Genomic DNA, 24,527 nt, shown 5'->3' with positions numbered 1-24,527 from the left:
GCGCGCACCCCGCCAAAACGCGTTACCGACCGATGAAGGTGGCCTCGCTGCGCGTGAGGAACGATTGTATGCCGATCGCGGCATCCTCGGTCTGGCTGAGCCTCACCAATTCCGGTTGGAGCATGCGCTCGGCTGCGGGGTCGCCGTCACGGACGGCGAGCCTGGCATTGGCCAGGGTGGCCTGCACGGCGAGCGGTGCCTGTGCCGCCACGCGCCGGGCCAGAGCCAGGGCGCGATCGAACTGTTCGCCATCCGGAACCACCTCTTGCACCAGGCCGATGTGGTGGGCTTCCGCGGCGTCGAAGGTGTCGCCGGTGAGGATCCAGCGCATGGCGTTGCCCCAGCCCGCGGCCCGCGGGAACCGGATGGTGGCGCCGCCGAACGGAAGGATGCCGCGGCCCACCTCGATCTGCCCGAACCGGGTCGATTCAGCGGCCACCGCCATGTCGCTGGCGAGGATCAGCTCGATCCCCAGCGTGAGGCAGGTGCCCTGCACTGCCATGACGACAGGCTTGCTCAGTTGGCGGCCGTCCACCTGCCAGGGGTTGATCCCGCCGTCGGGGACCATGTCGATGCCGTCCGGTCCGATGTGGCCGGCGACGTCGGCGAGGTCCAGTCCCGCAGTGAAATGCTCGCCGTGTGCGAAGACCAGCCCGACGCGCAGCTGCGGGTCCCGCTCCAACTCGCCATAGGCCAGGCACAACTCCTGCAGCAGGCCCCAGTCCGCTGCGTTGCGCTTGTGTGGCCGGTTGAGCCCGATCAGCAGCACATGCCCGTCGCGTTCGACCGTGACCCTCACGTCACCAGCATCCATGGCTCGATGCTACTTCCTGCCCCGTTTCAAGGAGAATCTGTCCTGGCACAGCCGGGCTATTGGGATCCGAGGGGGTGCCGGACCAAATCTCCGTGAGACGGGTTCAGGCGGCGGGTGACACAGCGGGGCGAACGGCGGGGATGCCGCAGCGCAGGTTAGGAGTTGAGGGCCCCGAGGATGCGCAGAATCGTCGGCAGGTCGTCGGCGGCCTGCTCGGGCGAGGCCGGCGCAAACTCGGTGACGGCCGCTCCGGCCAGCGGGAAGCGTTCCTTGACCGCGCGGATCAACTCCAGCAACCCGGCCACGGACACCCCGAACGGCTCGGGATAGCTGATCCCGGCGAACTCGCCCGGATCGAGCACGTCGAGGTCGATGTGCACGTAGACGCTCCGTGCGCCGGTGGCGGTCAGAGCGTCGAGCAGGGACTCCACGGTGAGTGCGTCTGGGGCGAGCACCCGGATGCCGGCGGACTCCACAAACGCCGCCTCCGGTTCGTCCAGCGCCCGAGTGCCCGCGAGCACCAGGTCCTTCGTCTGAAGCGGGCGGTCCGGCAGCAACGCCAGCAGGCCCTCGCCGAGCAAGGTACGCAACACCATGCCGTGGAACGCTCCGGAGGGGGAGGACTGCACCGTATTGAGATCGGGATGGGCATCCAGCCACAGCACCGCCATGCTGCCCTGTGTCTTCCGCAGCGCATGCGGAATCGCCGCCAATTCGACCCCGCAGTCACCACCGATCACGAGGGCGTTCTCGCCGAGGGACTCCAAGGCCGCCGTGGTCTGCTTGGCGATTAGCTGCAGCGCGGTGAGGCCGTGCACGCCGCTGCCCTGTCTGTCTCCAACGCCGAGCGGAACATCCACCAGCAGTGTCTTGGCCGCCGGCAGATCGCCGCGGATGATGTCGGCCCCGTCACGAAGCCGCATCGCCCGTGCGGAGCCCGATCCTTGCCACTGCGGCACCACGACGAAGTAAGTCATGGCGACAGCTTCTCACGCCGCGCTCGCGAGGCGGTAGGAAACGCGTGCCCGCCCATGCAGCGGCACGGGGCGAAAGCGCGCGGCACCTCACGGAACCGACGCGGTGTTCCTCTTCCGCCGTTGCTATTCCGCGGCGGTGACCGAGCGCTGCGTCGGACTACCTGCCTTGAGTGCCGCCAAGCGCGCATCGAGCTCGACCTGCTCGTCGGAGGCCTCGAGCTGCTCGAACTGGGCGTCCAGGCTGGATGCCGCGAGCTCCTGCGATCCGCGCACCCGCGCCTCCTCGCGGCGGATCTTCTGCTCGAACCGGTTCACTTCGCTGGTCGGATCGAGCAGGTCGATGCTCTTGATCGCATCCTGCACCTGCGACTGCGCCTGCACTGTCTTGGCGCGCGCGTTCAACTCGTCACGCTTGGCCGACAGCTCGCTGAGCTTGCCGCGCATGGCATTCAACCCGTTCTTCAGCTGCTCGACCACCTTGGTCTGCGTCTGGATGGTCGGCTCCGCGGTGCGCGCCTCCTTCTCGGCCGACAGTTGCCGGCCGAGCGCCACCTTGGCCAGCGCATCGAACTTGTCCGCGTCGGCGGTGTTGCCCCCGGCACGCAATTCGTCGCCCTTGCGGCTGGCCGCGAGCGCCTTGCGGCCCCAGTCCTCCGCGTTGGTGATGTCCTCGGCATGGTCTTGCTCGAGCAGCCGCAGATTTCCGATCGTCTGGGCGATGGCGCTCTCCGCTTCCGCGATGCTGTTGGTGTAATCGCGCACCATTTGATCGAGCATGACTCCCGGGTCCTCCGCCGAGTCGATCAGTGCGTTGATATTGGCTTTGGCCAGTTGGGCGATCCGCCCGAAGATCGATTGCTTGCTCATGAGAGGGTCCTTTCGACGCTTGTGGCTTCGGATGCTCGTTTCGTGCTGTGCTGGATTCTAGCCGCACCACATTGCCGCGCGGTGTGGCATTCTGCCTCAGCGCAGGTCGATCGGGACCGACGGGCCACCGACCAGACCCGCCGCACCGCCACGACTGACTCCGAGCAGCGCACCGACCTGGTACCGGCCGGCGGCCAGCGGCGGCAGGTTGTCGGGGAAACCCTCCGGCTTGTCATCGCCCGCCTCGCAGCGCAGCGGACTGAAGAAGGCCGGCAAGTCCATCGACTGGCCAGGCGCCAGGTCGATCAGCCTCGCCAGCATGATCGTCGGCCCGTTGCTGTGCCACAGCACGATCCCGCCGTCAGACACCGTGATCACGGCACTGGCCGCGGTGCTGCCCGTGACGGTCGTGGTCCCGGTGTTGGTCAACGTCACCGTTCCGTCGACCGGCTCGCCGTTCGCTGGAACGCTCGACGGGAAGTGTGGGGTGAGCACCAGGCCGGAACGGTCCGGCGGAACGGATGCCACCGGGCTGCCACACAGGTTCAACCCCTGTGCCGGCATTGGGGCCTGTGCTGGAGTTCCCGTCCCGAGGTCTCGCGCGGGGGCCAGCTCCGATCCACCCCTGTCGAGGCTCTGCGAGGCGCCGGAGGTGGTCGCCGTGCCCTGAAGGACCGGCTTCAGGCCCGTGAAGCCGCCGACGGCGATGCCGGCGACGGCCAGTGTCGTCGCCCCTCCCACACCGATCTGCCGGGGCAGGCGGCGGCGTTTGCTGCGACGGATGATGCGCCCGGCATCCAGCTCGCGGTGCGCGGGAAGTGTGGCTCCCTGGTCGTGCAACCACTGGCGCAGTTCCGATTCAGTAGGCATGGGGTGCTCCCTGTGCGTTCGTGATGGCGCCGGTGACGGCGTTCGTGGATGCGCCGGCCGGCTGGTCGTCCGCGGCCAGCGCGACGGCCATCTTCCCCAGCGCGTCGCTGAGGTAGCGTTTGACCGCCCCGGAGCTGATTCCGAGCCACTGGGCGATGTCGTCCACCTTGAGGTCTTCGTAATACCTCAGCACCACACAGGATCGTTCGCGCGGCGCGAGTTTGAGCAGTTGCTCCCGCAGGTCCAGCCGGGCGCCCGAGGCACCAGCCGGCGACTCCTCGGCCTCCGGGGTGGCCGCCAGGTGCACGATCTTGCGGAACCGGGTGCGTCTGCGTCCACCGTCGAGGTACCCGTTCAGGATCGCGCGGCGCACGTAGGCTTCCGCGCTGGAGACCGAGAACCCGTTGCGGAGCCGGCCGAACGTCTTCACCAGGGCGTCCTGCACCAGGTCGGCGGCGTCATCCGCGCTGCCGCAGAGCAGGAACGCGTAGCGGGTCAGCGCCTCGCCGCGCTGCGCGACGAGGTTCGTGACGACGCCTTCCCAGCCGTCAGCGGCGCTCGGCGGCACATCCGCCGTTGTCGTGCCCCGAGCGCCCACGTCCCCTCCCTCGCTCCATCATGGCGTACGTACTCTAAGACGCACGAGGGGGTTGGAACGTTGTGCCGATTCTCCTAGTCGGCTCCGACATCCGTGGTGGTCAGTCGCGATCGGATGCTCGCCAGTTGCCTGGTGAGCTGCACCGGCAGCCGGTCGCCGAACAACCCGAAGAACTCCTCCGTGGAGTCGAGCTCCGACAACCACAGATCGCGGTCGATGGCGAACATCTCCTCCCAGGCGCCGTCTGCCAGTTCGAGGCCGTCGAGCTGGATGCCCTCCGGACGCGGAGTCAGTCCGATCGGAGTGTCGACCGCGCCGACCTCGCCGTCGACCCGCTCCAGAATCCACTTCAGCACCCGCATGTTCTCGGCGAAGCCGGGCCAGAGGTAGCTGCCATCGGCGCCCTTGCGGAACCAGTTCACCTGGAAGATCCGCGGCACGATCGCCGTCTCACGCAGACGCTTGCCCACCTCGAGCCAGTGCGACCAGTGGTCCGCCATGTTGTATCCGCAGAACGGCATCATGGCGAACGGATCGCGGCGCAGTTCGCCGACGGTGCCCTCCGCTGCGGCGGTGCGTTCGGACGACACCGTGGCGCCGAGGAACACGCCGTGCTCCCACTCGCGGGCTTCCACGACGAGGGGCACATTGGTGGCGCGCCGACCGCCGAAGATGATCGCGTCGATGACGACCCCCTTGGGGTCATCCCAGGTGTCGGCGATCGTCGGGCACTGGCTGGCGGCGACGGTGAACCGGGAGTTCGGATGCGCCGCGGGGGTCCCGGACAGGGGGGTCCAGTCGTTGCCCTGCCAGTCGATCAGGTGCTCCGGCGCCTTCGGGGTGAGTCCTTCCCACCACACATCCCCGTCGTCGCGCAGCGCGACGTTGGTGAAGATGGTGTTGCCCCACAGGGTGTCGATGGCGGTCGCGTTGGTGGTCGGGCTCGTGCCGGGGGCGACGCCGAAGAATCCGGCCTCCGGGTTGATTGCGCGCAGGCGGCCGTCGGCGCCGGGCCGCAGCCAGGCGATGTCGTCGCCGATGGTCTCGACCTTCCAACCGGGGATGGTCGGCCGCAGCATGGCGAGGTTGGTCTTCCCGCAGGCCGACGGGAACGCGGCGGCCAGGTGGAACACGCGGCCGCGCGGGGAGGTCACCTTGAGGATGAGCATGTGCTCCGCGAGCCAGCCCTCGTCGCGGGCGAGCACGGAGGCGATGCGCAGCGCGAACGCCTTCTTGGCCAGCAGCGCGTTGCCGCCGTATTGGGAGCCGAACGACCAGATTTCGCGAGTCTGCGGGAAGTGCGTGATGTACTTCGTGTCATTGCACGGCCAGGGCACGTCGGTGTCGCCCTCCAGCAGCGGCGCACCGACGCTGTGTACGGCGGGCACCCAATCCGTCTTGTCGTTGATCAGCTTGAGCGCCGGGGCGCCCATCCGCGTCATGAGGTTCATGCTCACCACGACGTACGGGGAGTCGGTGAGTTGCACGCCGAGCTTGCCGAGCGGGCTGCCGAGCGGCCCAAGGGCGAACGGCACCACGTACATGGTGCGACCGCGCATGCATCCGTCGAAGAGCTCGGTGAGGGTCGCCTTCATCTCGACCGGGTCGCGCCAGTTGTTCGTCGGCCCGGCATCCTCCGGGTCGAGCGAGCAGATGAACGTGCGCGCCTCGACGCGCGCCACATCTTTCGGGTCGCTGCGAGCCAGGAAGCTGTACGGCCGGTGCTCAGGGTTCAGGCGGATCAGGGTGCCACTGGTGACCATTTGCCTGGTGAGGGTGTCGTATTCGCGCGGAGAGCCATCACACCAGACGATGTCGTCGGGGCGGGTGAGACGGGCGATGCGTTCGACCCACTCGACCAGGCTCTTGTCGGCGTCGACCGGAGGGCGGTGGGCGAGGCCACTGGGGGCAGTGTCCGGTTCCGTGCGTCTCGCGGAGGTCATGGTCATGGGGTCCGTCCTCACTCGTCATCAACTGTCGCTGAAAATATCGCGTCCTGTAGCCCGGTCTCGTTGGGGTGAGCCCGCGCAAAAAACGCTGGTGATCCCAGTGTGCGACCTTTTCAGCCAGTTTTCATCGAAACCGAGTGGTAAGAATGGCTGAATTTTCGCTATTGTAAAAATCATGACCGATCTTGCCACCTTGGGCCAACGCATCCGCTACTTCCGTACGGAGCGCGGGTTGACGCTGGATCAGCTTGGCTCCGCGACCGGGATCGCCGGCAGCCAGCTGTCACTGATGGAAAACGGGCGACGCGAACCCCGGCTGTCCTTGCTGCAGTCCATCGCGACGACCCTGAGCGTGCAGGTGGCGGACCTGCTGGACTCGGCTCCGCCCAGCCCCCGGGCGGCGCTGGAAATCGAACTGGACAGGATGCAGCGCAGCGCCGTCTACACCGGGCTCGGCTTGCCGGCCATCCGTCCGTCCCGCACGATGTCCGATGAGATGCTGCGTGCACTGGTCGGGCTGCATCACGAACTGGCCCGGCGATCCCGGGAGGCGATCGCGACGCCGGAGGAGGCCCGCCGCGCCAACACCGAACTGCGCCAGTACATGCGCACCCAAGACAATTACATGCCCGAGATAGAGAAGCTGGCCGAGGATGCGCTCAAGGGCGTCGGGCACGCCACCGGCGCGCTCACCCACCGGTCGGTGAACCTGCTGGCCAAGCGTCTGGGCTTCGACCTGATCTACGTCAACGACCTGCCGCATTCGACCCGCTCGGTGACCGACCTGGAGAACGGCCGCATCTACCTGCCTCCGGCGTCGATCCCCGGCGGCCACGGACTGCGGTCGATGGCGCTGCAGGCTCTGGCGCACCGCATCCTCGACCACCACGAACCGGCCAGTTACGCCGAATTCCTGCGGCAACGCCTGGAGATCAACTACTTCGCCGCAGCGTGTCTGATGCCGCAGAAGCAGTCGGTGGACTTCCTCAGCGCGGCGAAGGCGAACCGCAACCTCGCGATCGAGGACTTCCGCGACGCCTTCGGCGTCACCCACGAGGCGGCGGCGCTGCGGTTCTCCAATCTCGGCACCGTGCACCTGGGCATGACGGTGCACTTCCTGCGGGTGAACAAGGATGGCTCGCTGCAGAAGGGCTACGAGAACGACGGCCTGTTGCTGCCCACGGATGTGACCGGCGCGACCGAAGGCCAGATCGTCTGTCGGCACTGGGGCGCTCGCGGCGCCTTCGACCACACCAACCGCACCACGGAGTTCTACCAGTACACCGACACCCCCACCGGCACCTACTGGTGCTCCACCCAGATCGGAACCGCATCCTCCGAAGAGTTCTCGATCACGTTCGGGGTGCCGTTCGCGGACGCGAAGTGGTTCAGGGGTCGGGAGGCCACCAACCGCGCGACCTCCCGCTGCCCGGACGGAACCTGTTGCCGGTTGCCGGACGCCGAAGTGTCGCAGCGGTGGTCCCACAAGGCCTGGCCGAGCGCGAGGCTGCACGCGCACATCCTGTCTCCGCTTCCGTCCGGAACCTTTCCGGGGGTCGACGACACCGAGCTGTACGCCTTCCTGGACGCACACTCGGGCAAGTAGGTGGGGCCCGGTCAGCTGAAGTGACGGGCCGCGGCGGCCCCGGCCTCGCGCAACAGCGGCTCTGGATGCGCGATGGCGTTCTCGACCGAGTCGGCGAGGTCGACCAGGGCTGCCGTCCAGACGCCTGCGGGAGCGGCCGAGACCTGCCCGGCGATGATCCCGGCATCGACGTCGTGGCGGCCGGCCAGTCGCAGCAACTCGCCGACGACCTTGCCGGTGCCTGAGGTCGCGTCGAAGCGGCCCTCCCCGGTGAGCACGACATCCGAGCCGGCGATCGCCTCCGCGAGCCCGCTGAGCCGGGCGATGTACGCGGCACCGGGTTCCACCTCCGCGCCCCAGGCGGCGGCGAAGCCGTAACCGCAACCGCCTGCCGCTCCCATCCCCGGAACATTCGGGTCTCCGCCGAGCAGCGTCGCGAAGTGCGCGAGAGCCGCATCCAGCGCCGCGACCTGCGCCTCGGTGGCGCCCTTCTGCGGACCGAACACCGCGGCGGCGCCCTCCGGACCGGTGAGCGGGGCACCGACGTCGGTGAGCAGGGTGACTCCACCCGTCGGCGGCGCCAGCAGACCGCGCCGATCGAGTTCGGCCACCCGGCCGAGGCCGCCGCCGCCCGCTGGGACCGGCGCTCCGTCGGCGCCCCGCAGCACCAGTCCGAGGGCACGCAGCGCACCGGAACCGCCGTCGGTGGAGGCCGAGCCGCCCAGGCCGATCACGAGAGAGCGTGCGCCGCCGGCGAGGGCGTCACGGATCACCTCGCCGAGGCCGTCCGTGGTCGCGCCGAGCGGATCGGGCGCGGACATCAGCGGCAGTCCGCTCATCTGGGCCAGTTCCACCACCGCGATCTTGCCGGGCAGCTCCAGCCACTGTCCCGGGTTCGGCCGCCCGTCCGGGCCGGTGACGGGCCCGGTGTGGTGCCGCCGCGCACCGGAGACGGCCGCCTCGATCGCATCCAGGGTGCCTTCGCCGCCGTCGGCTTGCGGGAGCACCCGCACCGTGTCCTCGAGCCGCACCTGACGCCATCCGGCCGCGATCGCATCGGCAACTGCTCGGGCGTCGAGTGACCCTTTGAAGGAGTCTGGGGCAATCACAACGTTGAGGCTCACGCCTCTCACGCTAACCGACCCGGCCCGGTCCTGCCCCGACCCGTTTCACGGAGTTTCTGTCTTCGAGGTGCCTTACTTCCGGCCTGTGGGCACCCTGTCGACAGAAACTCCGTGAAACGGGTTCTGGCCGGTGGGGGTGGGGGTGGGAGCGGGGGTGTACTCGAGAGCGGCGGTGGCGGCTGCCAGAGCGGCCGGAGAGGCATCGACGGCTTCCAGGGTGAGCAGTGCCGCGCCGAGGATCGGCCGGGACCTCACCAGCTGGGCGGATGCCTCGGGCGCGCGAGACGCGAGCCCCGCCTCGATGCCGCGCAGCAGTCGCGGATTGCCGCTGGCCAGCACCCCGCCGCCGAGCACAACCGGCACCGGCTGTTCCAGCAGGTCCAGACGCTTCAGCGCCGCCACCGCCAGGGCGACGATCTCGTCGGCTTGTCGGTCCAGGATGCCGCCGGCCACCTCGTCACCGGCGTCGGCGGCCGCCATGACCAGTGGGGCCATCGTGGCGAACCGGTCGGTGGACAACCGCCCGAAGTGGAATGCTTCGATGACGGCCTGCACGTCGGGCAGGCCGAGGTGCGCGGGAACACTTTTGGTGAGCAGAGTCGGGTCACCGCGGCCGTCCATTGCCCTGGCGGCGTGCCACAGTGCTTGCTCGCCCAGGAACCAGCCGCCGCCCCAGTCGCCGGAGATGTTGCCCCAGGCGGTGAACCTGGCATGCTCACCGTCGGCGCGGATGCCGATGCAATTGATCCCGGTTCCACAGACCACCGCGACGGCGTTGCGCTCCTCAGTGCCCGAGCGCAGTAGCGCGAACAGGTCGTTGTCGACCACCACGGGCCGGCCGCCCACGCCGGTGGCCCACGGCTTCTCCTCCAGCGCCGCGGCGAACGCCGCTATCTCTACCGGAAGGTCGAGTCCCGCGAGGTAGATGTTCGTCTGCAGCACCGGGCGGCCACCCGACTGCGTCCGCAGCTGGGTGACCAGATCGTCGACCACGCGCACCGAGTGCTGAAGGTCGTCAGGCTGAAAACTCGAGCCGCGTTTGCGGTCCCTGGCGATAATGTGTCCGTCGAGGTCGAGGGCGACGCCGTCGGTCTTCGAGCCGCCGCCGTCGATCGCGATGACAATCGGATCGAGCTGGTTCGTCACGCCCACGCCAGGTGCTTCCTGTTCTCGGCCAGCAGCAGGTCGGTGAGCTTCTCGGCGCGGTCGTACTGGCCGACCAGCGGATGCGCCAGCATTGCGCGCAGCACGCGCTCACGCCCGCCGTTCACCGCGGCATCCAGCGCCAGCCGCTCGTAGGCGGCGACGTGGCCGATAAGACCGGCGAGGTCGTCGGGCAGCGGATCGATCGGCAGCGCGTGCACTCCGTCCGCGGAGATGGTAGCCGACACCTCGATGGTGTGGTCGTCCGGCAGGAACGGCATGGCGCCATTATTGCGCAGGTTGACCACCTGCACGTCACCCCGGTCGCCCCGCAGTGAAGCGATCAGGTCCACCGCCGCCTCGGAGTAGAACGCGCCGCCGCGCTTCTTGAGCGCCTCCGGCTTGGTGTTGACCGTCGGGTCCGCGTACAGGTCCAGGAGGGTGTGTTCCACCTCCATGACCGCTTCCGCGCGGGTGCGCGAGCCGAGTTGTTCGGTGAGCACGCTGTCGTGCGCGTAGAAGTAGCGCAGGTAGTACGACGGCACCATGCCCAGCATGGCCACCAGCGAGGTGGGCAGCTCGACTTCCTCGGCCAGTTCACCGAGGTGTGCCTCGAGCATCTCGGGCAGCACCTGCCGACCGTCGACGGTGACGCCGCGTTCCCAGGTGAGGTGGTTGAGCCCGACGTGCTGCAGCTGCACGTGGCTGTGGTCGACGCCCAGCATGGTCGCGAACTTGCGCTGGAAGCCGATGGCCACGTTGCACAGCCCGATCGCGTGGTGGCCGGCCTGCAGCAGCGCCCGCGTGACGATGCCGACGGGATTGGTGAAGTCGATGATCCAGGCATCCGGCTTCGCATGCTTGCGGATGGCCTCGGCCACCTGCAACACCACGGGCACGGTGCGCAGCGCCTTGGCGAACCCGCCGGGGCCGGTGGTCTCCTGCCCGATGCAGCCGCACGCGTGCGGCCAGGTCTCGTCGGTCTTGCGAGCCGCCTGCCCGCCGATGCGTAGCTGGATCAGCACCACGTCGGCGTCCGCGACCCCGGCCACCAGGTCGGAGGTCGTGACGATCTTGCCAGGATGCCCCTCGCGCGCGAACATGCGCCGCGAGATCGCCGAGACCAGCTCCAGACGATGCGCATCCGGGTCGACCAGCCACACCTCGTCCACCGGCAGCACATCGCGGAGGCGGGCGAACCCGTCGATGAGCTCCGGCGTATAGGTGGACCCTCCGCCGACAACGGTTAATTTCATTGCTATCCCTTCACTCCGGTCAGTGTGATGCCCTCAACGAAAGACTTCTGGGCAAAGAAGAAGATGATCACGACCGGAATGGTCACCAACATTGTCACCGCCATGGTGGTTCCCCAGTCCGTGCCGTGGGCCCCGCGGAAGGTCGCCAGCCCGTAGGCCACCGGCCAGTTCTGTGGATTTTCCGAGGTATACAGCAGCGGGCCGAAGAAGTCGTTCCAGGAGTGGAAGAACAGGAAGATGCCTGCGGCGGCGATGCCGGGCTTGGCCATCGGCACGACCACCCGTAGCAGCACGCCCAACTCGCCGTTCCCGTCGATCCTAGCCGCGTCAGAATACTCTCCCGGGATGGTGAGAAAGAACTGGCGCAGCAGGAAGATCGAGAACGCATCGCCCAGCAGATTGGGCAGGATCAGCGGCCACAGCGTGCCGGTGAGCCCGAGCTGGGCCCACATCACGTAGATCGGCACGACCGTCACCTGCGGCGGCAGCAGCATTGCCACGATGATGGCGAGGAAGATCGCATTCGCCCCGCGGAATCGGATCTTGGCCAGCACATAGGCGGCCGGCACCGAGGAGGCGAGCATGAACGCGGTGGCGAGCACCGCGTACATCGCCGAGTTGCCGAACCACAGCGCGAGTGGCACCTGGGTGAACGCCTTGCCGTAGTTGGCCCAGTCGAACGGGTTCGGCCATAGCGTTGCCGTGAGGGTCTGCGAGCTCGACATGAGCGAGGTGAGCAGAACGAACAGCACCGGTGCGGCGAACAGGATGCCCAGGGCGACCAGCACGGTGTGCTCGGCGACCCAGGCGAACACTCCCGCAGTGTGCCGCGTCTTCGCGGCCGGCTGCTTGGTGAGAACGGTCGCGCTCATGCTTTGCCCTCCGGGGTGAATGCGTTGAACTGGCGCAGCAGCAGGCCGACGAACAGGCCGGCGACCACGAACAGCAGCACCGCCAGCGCGGCGGCGTAGCCAAGTTGGAAGTTGCTGAATCCGCGGACGTACAGCCACTCGGTGTAGGTGAGCAGCGAGTTCGCCGGGTAGCCGAGGAGGTTGCCGATGCCGTTCTTGGTGCTGGAGTCGCCACTGGCGACGCTGGAGGCGACGGCGGCCTCAGTGAAGTACTGCAGCGCCGCGATCACACCGGTGATCACCGCGAAGATGATGACCGGGGTGATGCTCGGGATGGTGACGTAGCGCACCTTCTGCGCACCGTTGGCACCGTCCAGCGCTGCCGCTTCGTATTGCTCCTGCGGAACATCCAGCAGCGAGGCCAGGAAGATGATCATGATGTCGCCCAGCACCCAGATGCCCAGCAGCACGAGCGATGGTTTCGACCAGGCTGGATCGCTGAACCAGAGCGGTCCCTTGATGCCGAAGAAGCGGAGAATCTGGTTGACCGGGCCGGTGCCGGGGTTGAACAGGAAGACGAAGGCCACCGTTGAGGCGACCGGCGGCACCAGAGCGGGAAGGTAGAACAGCGTGCGCCAGAATCCGGCGCCGCTCTTGGCACGCACGAGCAGCCCGGCGACCGCCATGGCCGTGATCACGCGCACCGGCACCAGGATGACGACGAACCACAGCGTGTTGAACGCAGCGGTGACGACATTGGGATCCTGGGTGAACAGGTAGATGTAGTTCCGGAACCCGACCCACTGTGGTTCGGAGAGCAGATCGTAGCGGGTCATCGAGAAGTACACGTTCGCGATGAGCGGGTACACGAAGAACACGGCCAGGCCTAGAAGGGCCGGGCTCAGCATCGCCCAGACGACGAGCCCGCGTTTTCTCTTCGGGGTGAAGAACCGGGTGGGGCGGGCGACCGAGGTCGCCCGCCCATCCGGTGTCACCTCCGTCTGGATGACAGAGGTGGTCATGTTATGGCGCCTTGCTCAGCGCCAGCGCGTTGTCGATGTCCTTGTCCACCGCCGTGAGGCCGGCGTCCAAGTCTCCACCGTCACCGGACTGGTACTTCGTCCAGTAGTTGGCGAAGGTCGTCTGGTTCGCCGCGCCGATCGCCGTCGCCGGGTTGGTGGACAGGTGCGGGCTGGCGGCGACGTCCAGGAACGTCTTGAACTGCTCCGGGAAGTCCAGGTTGGGCGAGGCCAGTGCATCCTTCGTGGTGGGGACGTTCTTGATGCCGTTGGCCAGCTTCACGACCGCGTCGGTGTTGAGCGTCAGGTACTTCAGCAGCGCCCAGGCCAGTTCCGGCTGGTGCGAGCCCTTGGCCACGCCGGCAATGGTGCCGCTGGTGTAGCCACCGCCGTACAGGTCGGGGTTGCTGTCCGCAACCGGGAACGGCGCGGTAGCGTACTTCAGGTCCGGCTTCTGGTCGGCCAGGAACGCCACGCGCCATTCGCCGTCCATCGCCATGGCGACCTGACCGGACTGGAACGCGTTGTCCGCCGACCATTCGTCACCCAAGCCTGCGGTGAACGCCTGCAGCTTGTCGTAGCCGATTCTGTCGACGAAGTCCTTCTGCCAGGTCATCAGCTCCTTCCACTGGGGCGAGTTGATGGCGCTCTTGTCGCCGTCTATCCACTTTGCACCGGCGGCGGGACCGTAGTGCACCGGGGTGTTCTCGTACGAGCCGATGATCGGGTTGAAGCCGAGCGTCTTGATCGAGCCGTCGGCGTTGTAGGTGGTCAGCTTGATCGCCATGTCGGTGAGTTCCGACAGCGTCTTCGGCGGCGTGGTGATGCCGGCCGCAGCCAGCAGGTCGGTGTTGTAGTACAGCCCGTACACGTCGGCGAGCATGGGCATCGCGCACTGCTTGCCGTTGAAGGAGGTGTAGCTCTTGGCCACATCGGTCAGCTGCGACATGTCGATGCCATCCCGTTTGATCACCGGCGACAGGTCGCGGAACGATCCGGACGAGCAGAACAGACCGACGCTGTCGGTGGATGCCGAGATCGCCACGTCGATGTCGCCGCCGGAGGCGATGACCTTCGCGAGCTTCTCGTCGTCCTGGCCGGAGTGGATCTTCACCTTCACGTCCGGGTTCTTCTTCTCAAAGTCCGCGACCACTCCCGCGATCGCCTTGGCCTCGCGGTCGTTGAAGAAGTGCCACAGGGACACCGTCCCGGAGAGCTTCTGCGGGGCATCCGACCCGAAGTCCGAGCCTGATGTGCCACCGGAGCACCCGGAAAGGGCGAGCGCCGCCGCGGTGGCGAGCGCTGTCAGTGCACCGATCTGGCGCACTACGGAGTGTTTGTTCAACGTAATACCTCGCTGTTCTTACGGTTCTTCATGGATGGGCCTTCTCGTCACTTGTCCAATTCGTCGAACAAGTGCTGTCGTACCTGGTGTACGAGGACCTCGCGTGCCCCGCGCAAGACGGGGTACACGGGGACGAGTGATTGCGTGGCACGGGGATGCCACAGGGTGGTGCGCTCGATTTCCGCGCGCACCAATTCGGCCAGCAGCGGCCCGCCGGAGGTGCCGATCGGTCCGCCGAGCACGATCAGCTCCGGGTCGAGGATCGCCAGCACCGGAACGACGCCGAGCGCGATGCGCCGTGCGACTTCGGTGAAAACGGACTCGCGCGCGGGATGCTGGCCGAGCGCGTCGATCACGTCGCCGTCCGTGTCGCCGGCGACTCCGTGGCTGCGGGCGATGGCGACGGCCGCCGGACCGCCGATGAGTTGCTGCAGGTCATGCGCCTGCGGGTCGATGTCCACGGCGTTCCACGGCACCGGCAGGTAGCCGATCTCACCGGCGCCGCCGGCCGCGCCGCGGTGCACGGCGCCGGCGAGGTCGACGGCCAGGCCGAGCCCTGGGCCCAGCCACAGCAATGCAAAGCTGCCGGTGCCGGCACCGGCGCCCTCGGAACGTTCGGCGATCGCGGCGAGGTTTGCGTCGTTGTCGATGTGCACATCGAGTCCGAGCAGAGTCTCCAGATGGGTGCGGATGCCCTGCCGTGGCCAGCCGGGCAGGGTGTCGATGAACGACAGTTTGTCGGTGCGCGGGTCGATCGAGCCTTGCACGCCGATGGCGACCACCCGCACCGCGGTGCTGTCGACCGCGGCGCTGTCGCTCGCGGCGGTGATGGCATCCTGCACATCCGATGCCGCGGAGTGGCCGTTGTCGCCGTTGGTGATCACCGTCTCGACGACGGGGTATTCGGTGCCCGTCGCATCCACCACGGTGGACCGGATCACCTTCTCGTCGATGTCGATCGCGACGCCGAGCACCCGGTCGGCGCGCACGCCGTAACTCAGAGCGTTCGGGCCGCGGCCGGCGGAGACCTCGCCGACGACCTCGATGAGTCCTGCGCCTTCCAGGCGGGCAACGATCTGGGACGCGGTGGGCTTGGACAGGCCGGACAGCTCGCCGATGCGGTTGCGGGTGAGGACGCCGTGGTCGAACAGAAGCGACAGCGCGGTGCGTTCGTTGCGTTCCCGCAGCCAGGAGGGAGTCCCCGGTACTGTCTTCGTCGACATTCGGCCCTCTCTTCGCTCATCCGAATGTATCAGTAAAGTTTCCTAATAGAAAGCGGATTCCTGGAAGAGCCGATCATCGGACCGCACACGGGCCCCATCCGGCACCACGGCCTAAGCTTGCTCAGCGAGATGGAGAGCGTTGAAAACAGTGCCAGGGTGACTCTCGTGGTCATCCGTGTTTCGATGGCCGCGATTATCCTCACCGCACTGGTGGCGCAGCTCGTGTTCACCTGGCGGATCTACGCCGGGGTGCCGCGATACCTCATCAAATACTTCAGTTTTTTCACCGTGCAGTCCAATCTGATGGCCTCGGGATCGCTGCTGCTCGGCGTCTGGTACGCACTCCGGCGCAGTCAGGGTCCGTTCCAGTTCGCGGTGTTCCGGTGCGGCGTCGCGGTGTACATGATCGTGACATCGGTGGTGTACCACATGCCGTTCAACGTCATCACACTGGACCAGCCGGTGACGGTGACCTGGGCCAATACGGTGCTGCACCTGGTGGCGCCGGCCTACCTTCTGGTGGACTTCCTTCTGGCGCCCGGCAGAACGCACGTGAGGTGGAACCGGTTCTGGATCATCATGACCTACCCGGTGGGCTGGCTGATCTACACCATGGTGCGGGCGCCGCTGGTGGACTGGTACCCGTATCCGTTCCTCAATCCCAGGTTCTCCCAGGAGGGCAACCTGTCGGTGGCCGGTTATCTCGTGGTCATCGCCCTGTTCATCGCCGCGGTCACCCTGATCATGATCGGGCTGAGCCGGTTGCCGCTGCCCTGGCGCACCGAGTCGAGGGCTCCTGCGGTCGGCCGGCCCGACGTCCGGTTCGGAAGCTGAGGAGCGCTACTGCGGTTGGCCGAACAACCGGTGCGGGTCGTACTGCCGCCGGATGCCGGCCAGCCGTGCCGCGTTGCCGGCGAAGTAGGCGTCCCCCCAGTCGGTGATGCTCGCATCCGCGTAGTTCACGTAGGCGCCATAGCCCCAGGACGGCACCATGGCGCTGCGGAATCCGCGAACGTAGGAATCCATCGGACCTGTGCCCGTGCCGCCAGGGAATGCCGCGGTGTACTGCACGGTCATCAGCGCGCGGCGGTGTCCGAACGCCGTGGCGGCATCGGGCAGGTCGGCCACCGCGCCGCCGAGCGCATCCAGGGACACACCGCCTTCGGTGAGGCCGGGCACCGCCGTCGCCGACTCCACCTTCGCCAGCAGGGTGGCGATGCCGGCGTCATCCAACGGTGCATACGCGATGTGCGAGGTGGCCGCCGCAGACTCGCGGGTGAGCGCCCCGCCTGGGGCTGTCGTGCACCGCTGCACCGGGATGCCCCGGCATCCGGCGTAGCCCATCATCGCGTCCAGATAACTGCGGGCGGTCGAAGTCTGCTGTGACGGCGGCCGGCCGGCGGCCCGCAGTAGCGGAGCCAGCACGGTGCTCAGCGCGTCGGGCTCGCCGATCCAGGTGCCGGAGAGGAAGAGGCCGGGGCCGGCCGTGTACTTCGTGCCGTTCAGGAGCTTGAGGGTCGACCATATTCTCGGATCGGCATGCGGCGCCCAGTCCTGCCAGGCGGCGATCACCGCCGCCGCGTCCTGGAACGGCCAGCGCAGGTTCCAGGTGGTCACCGGCGGGGCCGGATGCGTGGCAAAGGTGAGTGAGGTGACCACGCCGAGGTGCCCGCCGCCGCCGCCGCGACAGGCCCAGAACAAGTCGGCGTCGACGGCAGTGCTGACCGTGCGCATCCGGCCGTCCGCCGTCACGATCTGCAGCTCGGTGAGCGCGTCACAGGTGAGGCCGTAGGCGCGCACCAGCACGCCAACCCCGCCGCCGAGCGTGAGGCCTGCGACGCCGACCGTGGCGCAGGAGCCGGCGGCCAGCGCGCGGCCGGCGCCTCCGACGACGGAGTAGAGCTGCGCCAACGAGGCGCCGGCACCCACCTGCACCGCACCGTCGCTGGCCATGGTGACCGCGGTCAGCCCGCGCACGTCGATGACAAGAGACGGCGGCACGCCGCTCCCCTGCGCACCGCCGCCGGACCAACCGGGATAGTTGTGGCCGCCGGAGCGCACGGCCAATGGAACCTTGCGATCGGCGGCGAACCGGAGTCCGGCCGCGATGTCGGCCCCGGAGGCCGCGGCGAGGATGGCGAGCGGCATCGCGCCGTCGTAGCGCGGGTTTTCCAGCCGGCGCGCTTGGTCGAATCCGCCGTCGCCCGGAACCAGCAGCGTGCCCTGCAATCGACTCGAAAGCGCCGACCAGTCCACACGTCCAGTGGGAGACGAGGAGGCGGATGCCCGCGGCGTGGCCGACGGCGGTGGTCCTGCCGATGGCGATGTGGGCTGTGCCGTGCATCCACCAAGCAGCAGAGTCGCCCCGCCCAGCCCCAGTAGTTGGCGGCGCGAAAGTTCGGGCATTGTTCATGGTACAAAGCCGGTGCCGGAAACCGGAAGCATCCGTATTCTGGAACCAGGAGTTCTGGAATGGACGCAGCGCACAAGGCGAACGAAACGGATGCACACGGCGCGCCCGGTTTGACGGCGCAGCCGAGCAGCGACGCGCACACCGATGGCTACGAGGTTCCGGTGGATCCGCACGACGGGGTGGACTGCGAGGACTGCCAGTAGTTACGTTCGTGGTATGTCCACGCCATGGCAGTTGGTCGCCGCCTATGACCGGGCGATGGGAACTCGTTCGTCGCCCGGGTGGATCGAGCTGGACGAGCCGAACGGCTACCTGGCCGCATCCTTGCCGGTGGCGGCGCTCGCGCAGGGCTCCGTGGCGGCGCTCGCCGCGTCAGTCAACCGCTTTCTGACCCGGTCCGGTGGCACCGGCCGCACCTGGCGGATGTCGATGGAACGCGTCGCGGCCTCGTTCGCGGGGGACCGGATGATGCGCGTCGACGGTCAGCCGGTCACCGGGTTCGCCGAACTGTCGGGGTTCTTCCAGGCCGCCGACGGATGGGTGCGCACCCACGCCAACTATCCGCACCACCGGCTCAGGCTGCTGAAGGCGCTCGGTCTGGCCGAAGACAGCGACCGTGCCGTCGTGGCCGAACGGATCGCCGGCCTGTCCGCTCGCGACGTGGAGAACCGGTCGGCGACCGCGGATGCCATCGCGGTGCGAGTGCGGGACGAGACGGAGTGGTCGGGCGGTGCTCCGGGCCGGGCGTTGGCACGCCAGCCGCTGGTGGCCCGGCACTTCGCCGCCACCGCGGCGGCGACGCCGCGGAACCGCGTCCTAGACCCGGAGTTGCCGTTGGCCGGCATCCGGGTGTTGGATTTCACGCGGGTGATCGCCGGGCCGGTGGCCACTCGCGTGCTCGGCCTGCTCGGGGCCGACGTCTTGCGACTGGACCCGCCGCAGTTGCCGGAGCTTGTGGTGCAACACATGGAGACCGGCCAGGGAAAGCGCAGCGCGCTGCTTGACCTGAGCACCGCCGCGGGCCGCTCGCTCGCCAACGACCTGCTGAGCACCGCGGACATTCTCGTCACCGGTTATCGGCCGGGGGCGCTCGAACGGTACGGCCTTGAGCATCCGGCTGGCCTGGTCCACGCCCTCGTCAGTGCCTGGGGGACCGGCGGGCCGTGGGCGCACCGGCGAGGCTTCGACAGCATCGTGCAGGCGGCATCCGGCATCGCGATCATCCAGGGCGGCCGTGAGCGTCCGGGCGCCCTCCCGGCGCAGGCACTGGATCATGCCAGTGGGTACCTGCTCGCGGCCGCGGCGGTGGACGCGCTGACCGAGACGGACTCGGACGGGCGTGCCCGGGATGTGAGCGTCAGCCTGGCCGGCACCGCCCGCTGGTTGCTGCAGGCGGCGCGGGATCTGCCGACGGTACCGCTTCGTCAGCCGAGCGAGAATACGACGGTGGTGCACGGCGCGTACCGGACGGCCCGGCCGCCATTGCAGGAATACGACGACTACCGGTGGCCCGCACGGGAATGGGGGTCAGACAAAGCACAGTGGCATGGGTAGTGTGCCCGCAACGAAAGGGCACCGTCATGGGCATCATTTCGCGCGGATTCACCGGCCGCCGCCGGGAACACGTCGCCGACCTTCCGCCGGGCCAGTACCTCACCGAAGACTTTCCGGTGCTGTCCGCCGGTCCCACCCCGCGAATCGACACAGCCGACTGGGAATTCAGCATCACCACCGAGACCGGCGCCGTGCAGCGCTGGGACTGGCAACAGCTCCGTGCCCTGCCGGCGGACGACATCCACACCGACATCCACTGCGTGACGCGCTGGTCGAAACTGGGCACCGACTGGCGCGGGGTATCCCTCGACACCCTGTTCGCGGCGGTGGACACGGATCGCGACTACGTCATGGTGCACTCCTACGGCGGATACACGACCAATCTGCCGTTGGATGACCTCCTCAACGGCAAGGCGTGGATCGCGTTCGACTTCGAGGGGGACAACCTAGAACCGGAGCACGGCGGCCCGGCCCGGCTGCTGGTGCCACATCTGTATTTCTGGAAGAGCGCTAAATGGGTCAGCGGCATGGTGATGCAGGCGGACGACGAGCCGGGATTCTGGGAGCAGAACGGCTACCACCTCTACGGCGACCCGTGGCGGGAACAACGGTACTGGTGATCGGCTGGAAGGTCGCCGTCGTGGCCGAGACTAGAACGCAAACGCCGACCGGGCGCAGCATCGTGCTTGACGTGCCCGGATGGGGCGGCAATGCGGCCGGCCAACATCTCGACGTCCGGGTCACCGCACCGGACGGCTATCAGGCGGTGCGGGCGTATTCGGTCGCCTCCGCCGTGGCAGGGGACCGTCTGGAACTGGCGGTGGACCGGTTCGACGGCGGCGAGGTGTCGCCTTATCTCGTGGACGATCTGCGGTCGGGCGACCAACTCGAGGTGCGTGGACCGCTGGGCGGCTGGTTCGTCTGGCGCCCGCAGCAGAGCGGACCGGTGCAGCTGATCGGCGGCGGGTCGGGGATCGTGCCGCTGGTGGCAATGATCCGCGCGCACCGGGCCTCGGAAAGCGCCGCGCCGTTCCGGCTGCTCTACTCGGTGCGCAGCGACCAGGATGCCTTCTTCCGCGGCGAACTCGACCAGCCCGATCCGGGGCTGGAGGTCACCTGGTTGTACACCAGAAAGCCCCCGCAGGGCTGGCCGCGACCGGCTGGCCGGATGACCAGGGCTGACCTCGCCGCGTTTTCGTTTCCCCTGTCGGACTCGCCGGCGACCTTCGTCTGCGGCCCGACCGGGTTCGTCGAAGCGGTCGCGTCGGGGCTCGTCGCGTTCGGTCACGACCCGAGTTCCATCAAGACCGAACGGTTCGGAGGAAGCTGATGATCGGCCACGTTGATGGCAATGCGATTGCCGGTGAGCTCACCGAACTGTTCCGGTTCGAGGTGACAACGGCACGAGTGCGCTGCGCTTCCTGCGGAGACGTGGCGGTGCTTGCCCGGTCGATGGTCTACGGCGGTGAGCAGGGCTTGGTGGTGCGCTGCACCGAGTGCGGCGATGCCCTGATGGTCATCGTGCGGATGCCGGAACACACCCGCGTACAGATGCGTGGGATGGCGTGGTTGGACGCCTAGCGCGGCGGTTCGCGCACTCCGGATCAAGGCGCTACATTGCTACATAACCGAGACAAAGGAAAGGCCATGGCTATGCTCGTCGTCGATCCTCGGTCCAGCGTTCCGCCGTTTGAACAACTGCGCGTCCAGATCCTGGACCAGGTGACCCGCGGCGAATTGGCTCCGGAGACTCGCCTGCCCACGGTGCGGCAGCTGGCCGGGGACCTCGGTGTGGCGGCCAACACCGTGGCACGCACGTATCGGGAGCTGGAGCGGGCAGGCATCATCGAGACGCGCGGCCGCCACGGCACCTTCGTGTCAACCCACGGCGACCCGGCGCACCGACAGGCGCAAAAGGCGGCAGCAGCCTTCGCCGAGCAGATCCGAAATCTCAAGCTCAGCACCGACGAAGCGATCACCCTGGTGGTCTCCGCCTTGGCCGAGCACTGATCTGCTCGGGCCTGGTGTCAACCGGTCCCGACGGCATATTCCTACCCCCTCACTCAGCATCAGTTTGTCGGCACGCCAACATCGAACGATTGTGACTCGGACGACGTGGTTAGTTGAGGACGAAACATCAGCTCAAACGTAGACTCGACCCGATTCGTGCAGTTAGGCCAAATTCGGTGCAATCGGGTCTGAAAAGCCGGAAGGAAAACTCCATGTGGATTCGCATCGTAGTTGCGGTCGCAGTGTTCGTCGCGGCCGTCATCCATCTCGAACAATGGTTTCTCGTGTTTCGCGATAACGCGATCATGGGTCCCGCGATGCTCCTCAATTTCGTCGGTGGCATAGTCATCGGCGTGCTGGTGCTGATCTGGCACCACTGGCTGCCGCTGCTGGGCGCCGCATTGTTCGGTGCCGCCACCCTCGGCGCATTCCTCATCTCCACCACCCCGATGGGACTGTTCGGCGTGCACGAGCACTGGACGATCTGGGAAGTCTTCGTAGCGGCGGCGGCGGAGGTCGTCGCCATCGTCGGTGGCCTCGTCGGCCTCCGGGCGAGCCGGCCGCTTCCCTCGCGGACCTAACCGCTGTACGCGGTGAGGAACCGGTCACGGAACTGACTCATCGGCCAGACCGGCGCCGCCGGGCTCGGCAGCACGCCGTCCTGCCAGTTCCAGGTCGAGATCTGGCTGAGAACCGACGGGTCGTGGGCGATGATCGAGACCGGCACGTCGTGGCCCGGGTGTTGGCCGCTGACATATGAATGCGCTTGGTGATCGCCGACCATGATCACCACGAGATTGGGGTCGGGGAACGTCGTGATGAACGAGAACAACGTGTTCAGCGTGTACTGGATGGATTGCCCGTAAAGGGTGCGCACCTTTTCTGGGTCTTGGAAAGCCTCCTCGGGCGAGGCTCCCTTGTCCGGCATGCCGTTGAAGATCGTCCCGTCGCCCACGTCGTTCCACGCCACCGGGTGCGGGAGCGGCGTCCAGGGATGGTGGCTGGAGACGAGGTCGATCTCCGCCATCACCGGGCTGCGGTCGGCCTTGACAAGCTCCTGCCGGTGGAAGGCGGACAGCACGTACTGGTCGGGCATCGGCGCGTAGCTGAACTTCGGACCTTGGTAGCCCACGTTCCTGGAGTCGTAGAGGGTGTCGAAGCCGTAGAACTTTGCCCCCTCTGGCCAGTCGATGGTGTTGGCCGGGACGTCGAACACCGTTCGCCAGCCGGCACGCGAGAAGGCACCGGTCAGGGTCAACCGCTCGTGGGTGAGTAGTTGGTTGTAACGCTGCTGGCTGTTGACCCAGAGCCCGGATTGCATTGTGGAATGGGCGAGCCAACTGGCCGCGCCGAAGGTGGGGGAGGTGAGGAAGGCGCTGCGGGAGGAGAATCCCGCCGCCTGCAGCCGCCTGGTGCCGGCCGTCAGCACGGCGTCGATGCCCGGCGAGAACGACGAGCCCTGCACCGCGCTCCGGCCGTAGCTTTCCACGAACGCGAGGATGACGTCCTTGCCGCGCAGGCCGCCCAATAAGTCGCCGTCGGCGGCATCGTGCAGCGGGTCGTTGGCGATCTGGTCGGTGAACGCACTGCGATCGGCCAGATCGTTGCCCAGGGTGTGCAGTTGACCGTAGACGAGCCCGACGGCGCTGGTGGACGCCGCGCGCACCCCGGGAACCGGCTGCACTCCGGTGATCGCGACGAGGGCCCAGATGACGCCGAGCGCAGCCAGCGCCCGAAGCGATACGCGCCGGTTTTTGGTGATCGCGCGAGTGACGCGGACCATCGCCCATGGCATCACGATCACCGCGGCGATGGCGACCGCGAGGGCGGCCACGGCGACGGCGATCGATCCGACCCGTCCGATGGAGTCGCTGAGCACGTCGACGCCCGGCCCGAAGTAGTACCAGTCGTTGAGCAGGTCGAACGGGCGGTCGAAGACGGCGGCGAAGCCGATGTCCAGGGCCTTCACGATGGTCAGCAGGCCTACAACCACACCGAAGACCACGGCCGTCGCCATTCGGAGCGCGGATGGCGCGATGAGAACCACGGCCACGATGATGAGCGCGGCCAGGGGAATGGAGAGAAAGGCAACGGGGGTGATCTGGCTGGGCTTGGTCGGCACCGCCAGCGCCAGCCACACGATCAGACCCGCCAGCGCGGTGACGGCGGCGGCCCGCGACACGGTGCCGCTGCGGTCGCGGCGGCGGTTGCTCCACAGCCACCACACCTCGCGGCCGAACGATTCGCCGAGCAGGCCCAGCGCGACCAGAAGGATGATGCTGATCCCGAACCGGGGGAGGACCCCGGTGGCGGCGACGGTCAGCGAGATGCCCTGGATCGCCGCCACCACCTTGGACCAGCGCCGGGGCGGCGCGGATGCACGCAGCCAGGGTAGAAACCAGCCGGCGACGACAAACGCATACCGGGCCAGGCCGATGGCGAGCACCCACGCGCCGACCGTGGGGGCGACGTACACGCTCAGCACGAGGATGAGGAACGCGTCGACCTCCATGTCGAAGCGCGCACCGAGGGTCGATACGGTCTGGGTGCGCCGAGCCACCCGACCATCCACCGCATCCAGAATCAGCGCCACGGCGGCCAGCGACACCAGCACGGTCACCGGAACCGCCCGGCTGACCGAGTCCGCGATCAGCGCGGTGATGGCGCCGACCAGAGCGGCTCTCACCAGGGTCACCCAGTCCGCGGGCCGGAACCCGCCATCGGCGCGCCGCGCGATCGCACGAGCCAGCAGTGCGTTCCCAGCGACCGTGTAGACGACGCCGACGCCCCAGCCCGGGCCGCCGAGCCCCACCGTCGCGGCGAGCCCAGCGAGCAGCGCAAACTGGGAAACCAGCCCGACTATCGGACCCGTTTGAACCGACCGCACGGCGCCTCCGTGTTCTTGAGGGGACAACAGTATTACGATAAA

Annotated in this window: 24 protein-coding genes; 9 read left to right on the top strand and 15 right to left on the bottom strand. The window is 67.7% G+C overall.

Annotation, left to right across the window (positions count from 1 at the left end):
- Positions 1-22: 22 nt before the first annotated feature.
- The 6 genes from ABFX56_RS12410 to ABFX56_RS12385 all read right to left on the bottom strand — a co-directional run bounded on the left by ABFX56_RS12410 (position 23) and on the right by ABFX56_RS12385 (position 6,069).
- Positions 23-814 (bottom strand): crotonase/enoyl-CoA hydratase family protein, encoded by a 792-nt coding sequence (locus ABFX56_RS12410; RefSeq protein WP_346233652.1) that lies wholly within the window; start codon positions 812-814, stop codon positions 23-25.
- 155 nt (positions 815-969) lie between these two features.
- Positions 970-1,791 carry an arginase family protein gene (locus ABFX56_RS12405; protein ID WP_346233651.1) on the bottom strand — a complete coding sequence of 274 codons (822 nt, stop codon included), beginning with the start codon at positions 1,789-1,791 and terminating at the stop codon, positions 970-972.
- A gap of 123 nt (positions 1,792-1,914) precedes the next feature.
- Positions 1,915-2,658 (bottom strand): PspA/IM30 family protein, encoded by a 744-nt coding sequence (locus ABFX56_RS12400; RefSeq protein WP_346233650.1) that lies wholly within the window; start codon positions 2,656-2,658, stop codon positions 1,915-1,917.
- 96 nt (positions 2,659-2,754) lie between these two features.
- On the bottom strand, positions 2,755-3,528 hold the full coding sequence (locus ABFX56_RS12395; RefSeq protein ID WP_346233649.1) for a hypothetical protein: 774 nt from the start codon (positions 3,526-3,528) through the stop codon (positions 2,755-2,757).
- Positions 3,518-4,126, bottom strand: coding sequence for an RNA polymerase sigma factor (locus ABFX56_RS12390; RefSeq protein ID WP_346233648.1), 609 nt, complete (start codon positions 4,124-4,126; stop codon positions 3,518-3,520). The genes ABFX56_RS12395 and ABFX56_RS12390 overlap by 11 nt, the downstream gene beginning before the upstream one ends.
- Before the next feature lie 74 nt (positions 4,127-4,200).
- Entirely contained in the window at positions 4,201-6,069 is a 1,869-nt protein-coding gene (locus tag ABFX56_RS12385; RefSeq protein WP_346233792.1) for a phosphoenolpyruvate carboxykinase (GTP), read from the bottom strand.
- Positions 6,070-6,250: 181 nt separating this feature from the next.
- Between ABFX56_RS12385 and ABFX56_RS12380 the strand changes: the two genes are divergently transcribed.
- A complete protein-coding gene (locus ABFX56_RS12380) occupies positions 6,251-7,681 on the top strand; it encodes a helix-turn-helix domain-containing protein (RefSeq protein ID WP_346233647.1) in 1,431 nt (476 codons plus the stop codon).
- Positions 7,682-7,692: 11 nt separating this feature from the next.
- Here ABFX56_RS12380 and ABFX56_RS12375 read toward each other — a convergent pair whose 3' ends face one another.
- The 7 genes from ABFX56_RS12375 to ABFX56_RS12345 form a co-directional block, all read right to left on the bottom strand.
- Positions 7,693-8,784, bottom strand: coding sequence for a glycerate kinase (locus ABFX56_RS12375; RefSeq protein ID WP_346233646.1), 1,092 nt, complete (start codon positions 8,782-8,784; stop codon positions 7,693-7,695).
- 72 nt (positions 8,785-8,856) lie between these two features.
- Positions 8,857-9,930 (bottom strand): N-acetylglucosamine kinase, encoded by a 1,074-nt coding sequence (locus ABFX56_RS12370; RefSeq protein WP_346233645.1) that lies wholly within the window; start codon positions 9,928-9,930, stop codon positions 8,857-8,859.
- Positions 9,927-11,183 carry a 6-phospho-beta-glucosidase gene (locus ABFX56_RS12365; protein ID WP_346233644.1) on the bottom strand — a complete coding sequence of 419 codons (1,257 nt, stop codon included), beginning with the start codon at positions 11,181-11,183 and terminating at the stop codon, positions 9,927-9,929. The genes ABFX56_RS12370 and ABFX56_RS12365 overlap by 4 nt, the downstream gene beginning before the upstream one ends.
- 2 nt (positions 11,184-11,185) lie before the next feature.
- A complete protein-coding gene (locus tag ABFX56_RS12360; RefSeq protein WP_346233643.1) occupies positions 11,186-12,055 on the bottom strand; it encodes a carbohydrate ABC transporter permease in 870 nt (289 codons plus the stop codon).
- The gene (locus tag ABFX56_RS12355; protein ID WP_346233642.1) at positions 12,052-13,056 is read right to left on the bottom strand and encodes a carbohydrate ABC transporter permease; all 1,005 of its coding nucleotides are present in this window, start codon (positions 13,054-13,056) and stop codon (positions 12,052-12,054) included. Before ABFX56_RS12355 ends, ABFX56_RS12360 begins: the two co-directional genes overlap by 4 nt.
- 1 nt (position 13,057) lies before the next feature.
- Complete coding sequence (locus tag ABFX56_RS12350; protein ID WP_346233641.1) at positions 13,058-14,398, bottom strand: extracellular solute-binding protein; 1,341 nt, start codon at positions 14,396-14,398, stop codon at positions 13,058-13,060.
- 47 nt (positions 14,399-14,445) lie between these two features.
- Positions 14,446-15,621, bottom strand: a complete 1,176-nt coding sequence (locus ABFX56_RS12345) for an ROK family transcriptional regulator (protein ID WP_346233640.1) — start codon at positions 15,619-15,621, stop codon at positions 14,446-14,448.
- Positions 15,622-15,750: 129 nt separating this feature from the next.
- On the opposite strand from ABFX56_RS12345, the gene ABFX56_RS12340 reads away from it, so the two are divergent.
- A complete protein-coding gene (locus ABFX56_RS12340) occupies positions 15,751-16,455 on the top strand; it encodes a Pr6Pr family membrane protein (RefSeq protein WP_346233639.1) in 705 nt (234 codons plus the stop codon).
- Between the two features lie 6 nt (positions 16,456-16,461).
- Here ABFX56_RS12340 and ABFX56_RS12335 read toward each other — a convergent pair whose 3' ends face one another.
- Positions 16,462-18,027, bottom strand: a complete 1,566-nt coding sequence (locus ABFX56_RS12335; RefSeq protein WP_346233638.1) for an FAD-binding oxidoreductase — start codon at positions 18,025-18,027, stop codon at positions 16,462-16,464.
- A gap of 66 nt (positions 18,028-18,093) precedes the next feature.
- On the opposite strand from ABFX56_RS12335, the gene ABFX56_RS12330 reads away from it, so the two are divergent.
- From ABFX56_RS12330 to ABFX56_RS12300, 7 genes are all read left to right on the top strand, one after another.
- Positions 18,094-18,237: a hypothetical protein gene (locus ABFX56_RS12330; protein WP_346233637.1), complete on the top strand. Its 144-nt coding sequence runs from the start codon at positions 18,094-18,096 to the stop codon at positions 18,235-18,237.
- Positions 18,238-18,250: 13 nt separating this feature from the next.
- A complete protein-coding gene (locus tag ABFX56_RS12325; RefSeq protein WP_346233636.1) occupies positions 18,251-19,588 on the top strand; it encodes a CoA transferase in 1,338 nt (445 codons plus the stop codon).
- A 26-nt stretch (positions 19,589-19,614) separates the two neighbouring features.
- Complete coding sequence (locus ABFX56_RS12320) at positions 19,615-20,208, top strand: sulfite oxidase-like oxidoreductase (protein WP_346233635.1); 594 nt, start codon at positions 19,615-19,617, stop codon at positions 20,206-20,208.
- The gene (locus ABFX56_RS12315; protein ID WP_346233634.1) at positions 20,184-20,918 is read left to right on the top strand and encodes a ferredoxin reductase; all 735 of its coding nucleotides are present in this window, start codon (positions 20,184-20,186) and stop codon (positions 20,916-20,918) included. Before ABFX56_RS12320 ends, ABFX56_RS12315 begins: the two co-directional genes overlap by 25 nt.
- Positions 20,918-21,169 carry a DUF6510 family protein gene (locus ABFX56_RS12310; RefSeq protein WP_346233633.1) on the top strand — a complete coding sequence of 84 codons (252 nt, stop codon included), beginning with the start codon at positions 20,918-20,920 and terminating at the stop codon, positions 21,167-21,169. Before ABFX56_RS12315 ends, ABFX56_RS12310 begins: the two co-directional genes overlap by 1 nt.
- Positions 21,170-21,235: 66 nt before the next feature.
- On the top strand, positions 21,236-21,598 hold the full coding sequence (locus tag ABFX56_RS12305; RefSeq protein ID WP_346233632.1) for a GntR family transcriptional regulator: 363 nt from the start codon (positions 21,236-21,238) through the stop codon (positions 21,596-21,598).
- Between the two features lie 212 nt (positions 21,599-21,810).
- Positions 21,811-22,179, top strand: a complete 369-nt coding sequence (locus ABFX56_RS12300; RefSeq protein WP_346233631.1) for a hypothetical protein — start codon at positions 21,811-21,813, stop codon at positions 22,177-22,179.
- Here the strand turns inward: ABFX56_RS12300 and ABFX56_RS12295 are convergent.
- Positions 22,176-24,485 carry a CDP-alcohol phosphatidyltransferase family protein gene (locus tag ABFX56_RS12295; protein WP_346233630.1) on the bottom strand — a complete coding sequence of 770 codons (2,310 nt, stop codon included), beginning with the start codon at positions 24,483-24,485 and terminating at the stop codon, positions 22,176-22,178. The genes ABFX56_RS12300 and ABFX56_RS12295 overlap by 4 nt on opposite strands.
- Positions 24,486-24,527: the final 42 nt, after the last annotated feature.

This window comes from Parafrigoribacterium mesophilum (assembly GCF_039652555.1).
Classification (GTDB): Bacteria; Actinomycetota; Actinomycetes; order Actinomycetales; family Microbacteriaceae; genus Parafrigoribacterium; species Parafrigoribacterium mesophilum.
Note: the sequence above shows the minus strand (reverse complement) of the source record. Positions and strands in the feature narration are given on the sequence as shown.

Coding starts and splice junctions, on each gene's coding strand:
- ABFX56_RS12365 (WP_346233644.1), bottom strand. CDS start 11,183: ATGAAATTAACCGTTGTCGGCGGAGGGTCCACCTATACGCCGGAGCTC.
- ABFX56_RS12385 (WP_346233792.1), bottom strand. CDS start 6,069: ATGACCTCCGCGAGACGCACGGAACCGGACACTGCCCCCAGTGGCCTC.
- ABFX56_RS12340 (WP_346233639.1), top strand. CDS start 15,751: ATGGAGAGCGTTGAAAACAGTGCCAGGGTGACTCTCGTGGTCATCCGT.
- ABFX56_RS12310 (WP_346233633.1), top strand. CDS start 20,918: ATGATCGGCCACGTTGATGGCAATGCGATTGCCGGTGAGCTCACCGAA.
- ABFX56_RS12320 (WP_346233635.1), top strand. CDS start 19,615: ATGGGCATCATTTCGCGCGGATTCACCGGCCGCCGCCGGGAACACGTC.
- ABFX56_RS12325 (WP_346233636.1), top strand. CDS start 18,251: ATGTCCACGCCATGGCAGTTGGTCGCCGCCTATGACCGGGCGATGGGA.
- ABFX56_RS12300 (WP_346233631.1), top strand. CDS start 21,811: ATGTGGATTCGCATCGTAGTTGCGGTCGCAGTGTTCGTCGCGGCCGTC.
- ABFX56_RS12305 (WP_346233632.1), top strand. CDS start 21,236: ATGGCTATGCTCGTCGTCGATCCTCGGTCCAGCGTTCCGCCGTTTGAA.
- ABFX56_RS12400 (WP_346233650.1), bottom strand. CDS start 2,658: ATGAGCAAGCAATCGATCTTCGGGCGGATCGCCCAACTGGCCAAAGCC.
- ABFX56_RS12335 (WP_346233638.1), bottom strand. CDS start 18,027: ATGCCCGAACTTTCGCGCCGCCAACTACTGGGGCTGGGCGGGGCGACT.
- ABFX56_RS12380 (WP_346233647.1), top strand. CDS start 6,251: ATGACCGATCTTGCCACCTTGGGCCAACGCATCCGCTACTTCCGTACG.
- ABFX56_RS12330 (WP_346233637.1), top strand. CDS start 18,094: ATGGACGCAGCGCACAAGGCGAACGAAACGGATGCACACGGCGCGCCC.
- ABFX56_RS12395 (WP_346233649.1), bottom strand. CDS start 3,528: ATGCCTACTGAATCGGAACTGCGCCAGTGGTTGCACGACCAGGGAGCC.
- ABFX56_RS12345 (WP_346233640.1), bottom strand. CDS start 15,621: ATGTCGACGAAGACAGTACCGGGGACTCCCTCCTGGCTGCGGGAACGC.
- ABFX56_RS12410 (WP_346233652.1), bottom strand. CDS start 814: ATGGATGCTGGTGACGTGAGGGTCACGGTCGAACGCGACGGGCATGTG.
- ABFX56_RS12355 (WP_346233642.1), bottom strand. CDS start 13,056: ATGACCACCTCTGTCATCCAGACGGAGGTGACACCGGATGGGCGGGCG.
- ABFX56_RS12405 (WP_346233651.1), bottom strand. CDS start 1,791: ATGACTTACTTCGTCGTGGTGCCGCAGTGGCAAGGATCGGGCTCCGCA.
- ABFX56_RS12360 (WP_346233643.1), bottom strand. CDS start 12,055: ATGAGCGCGACCGTTCTCACCAAGCAGCCGGCCGCGAAGACGCGGCAC.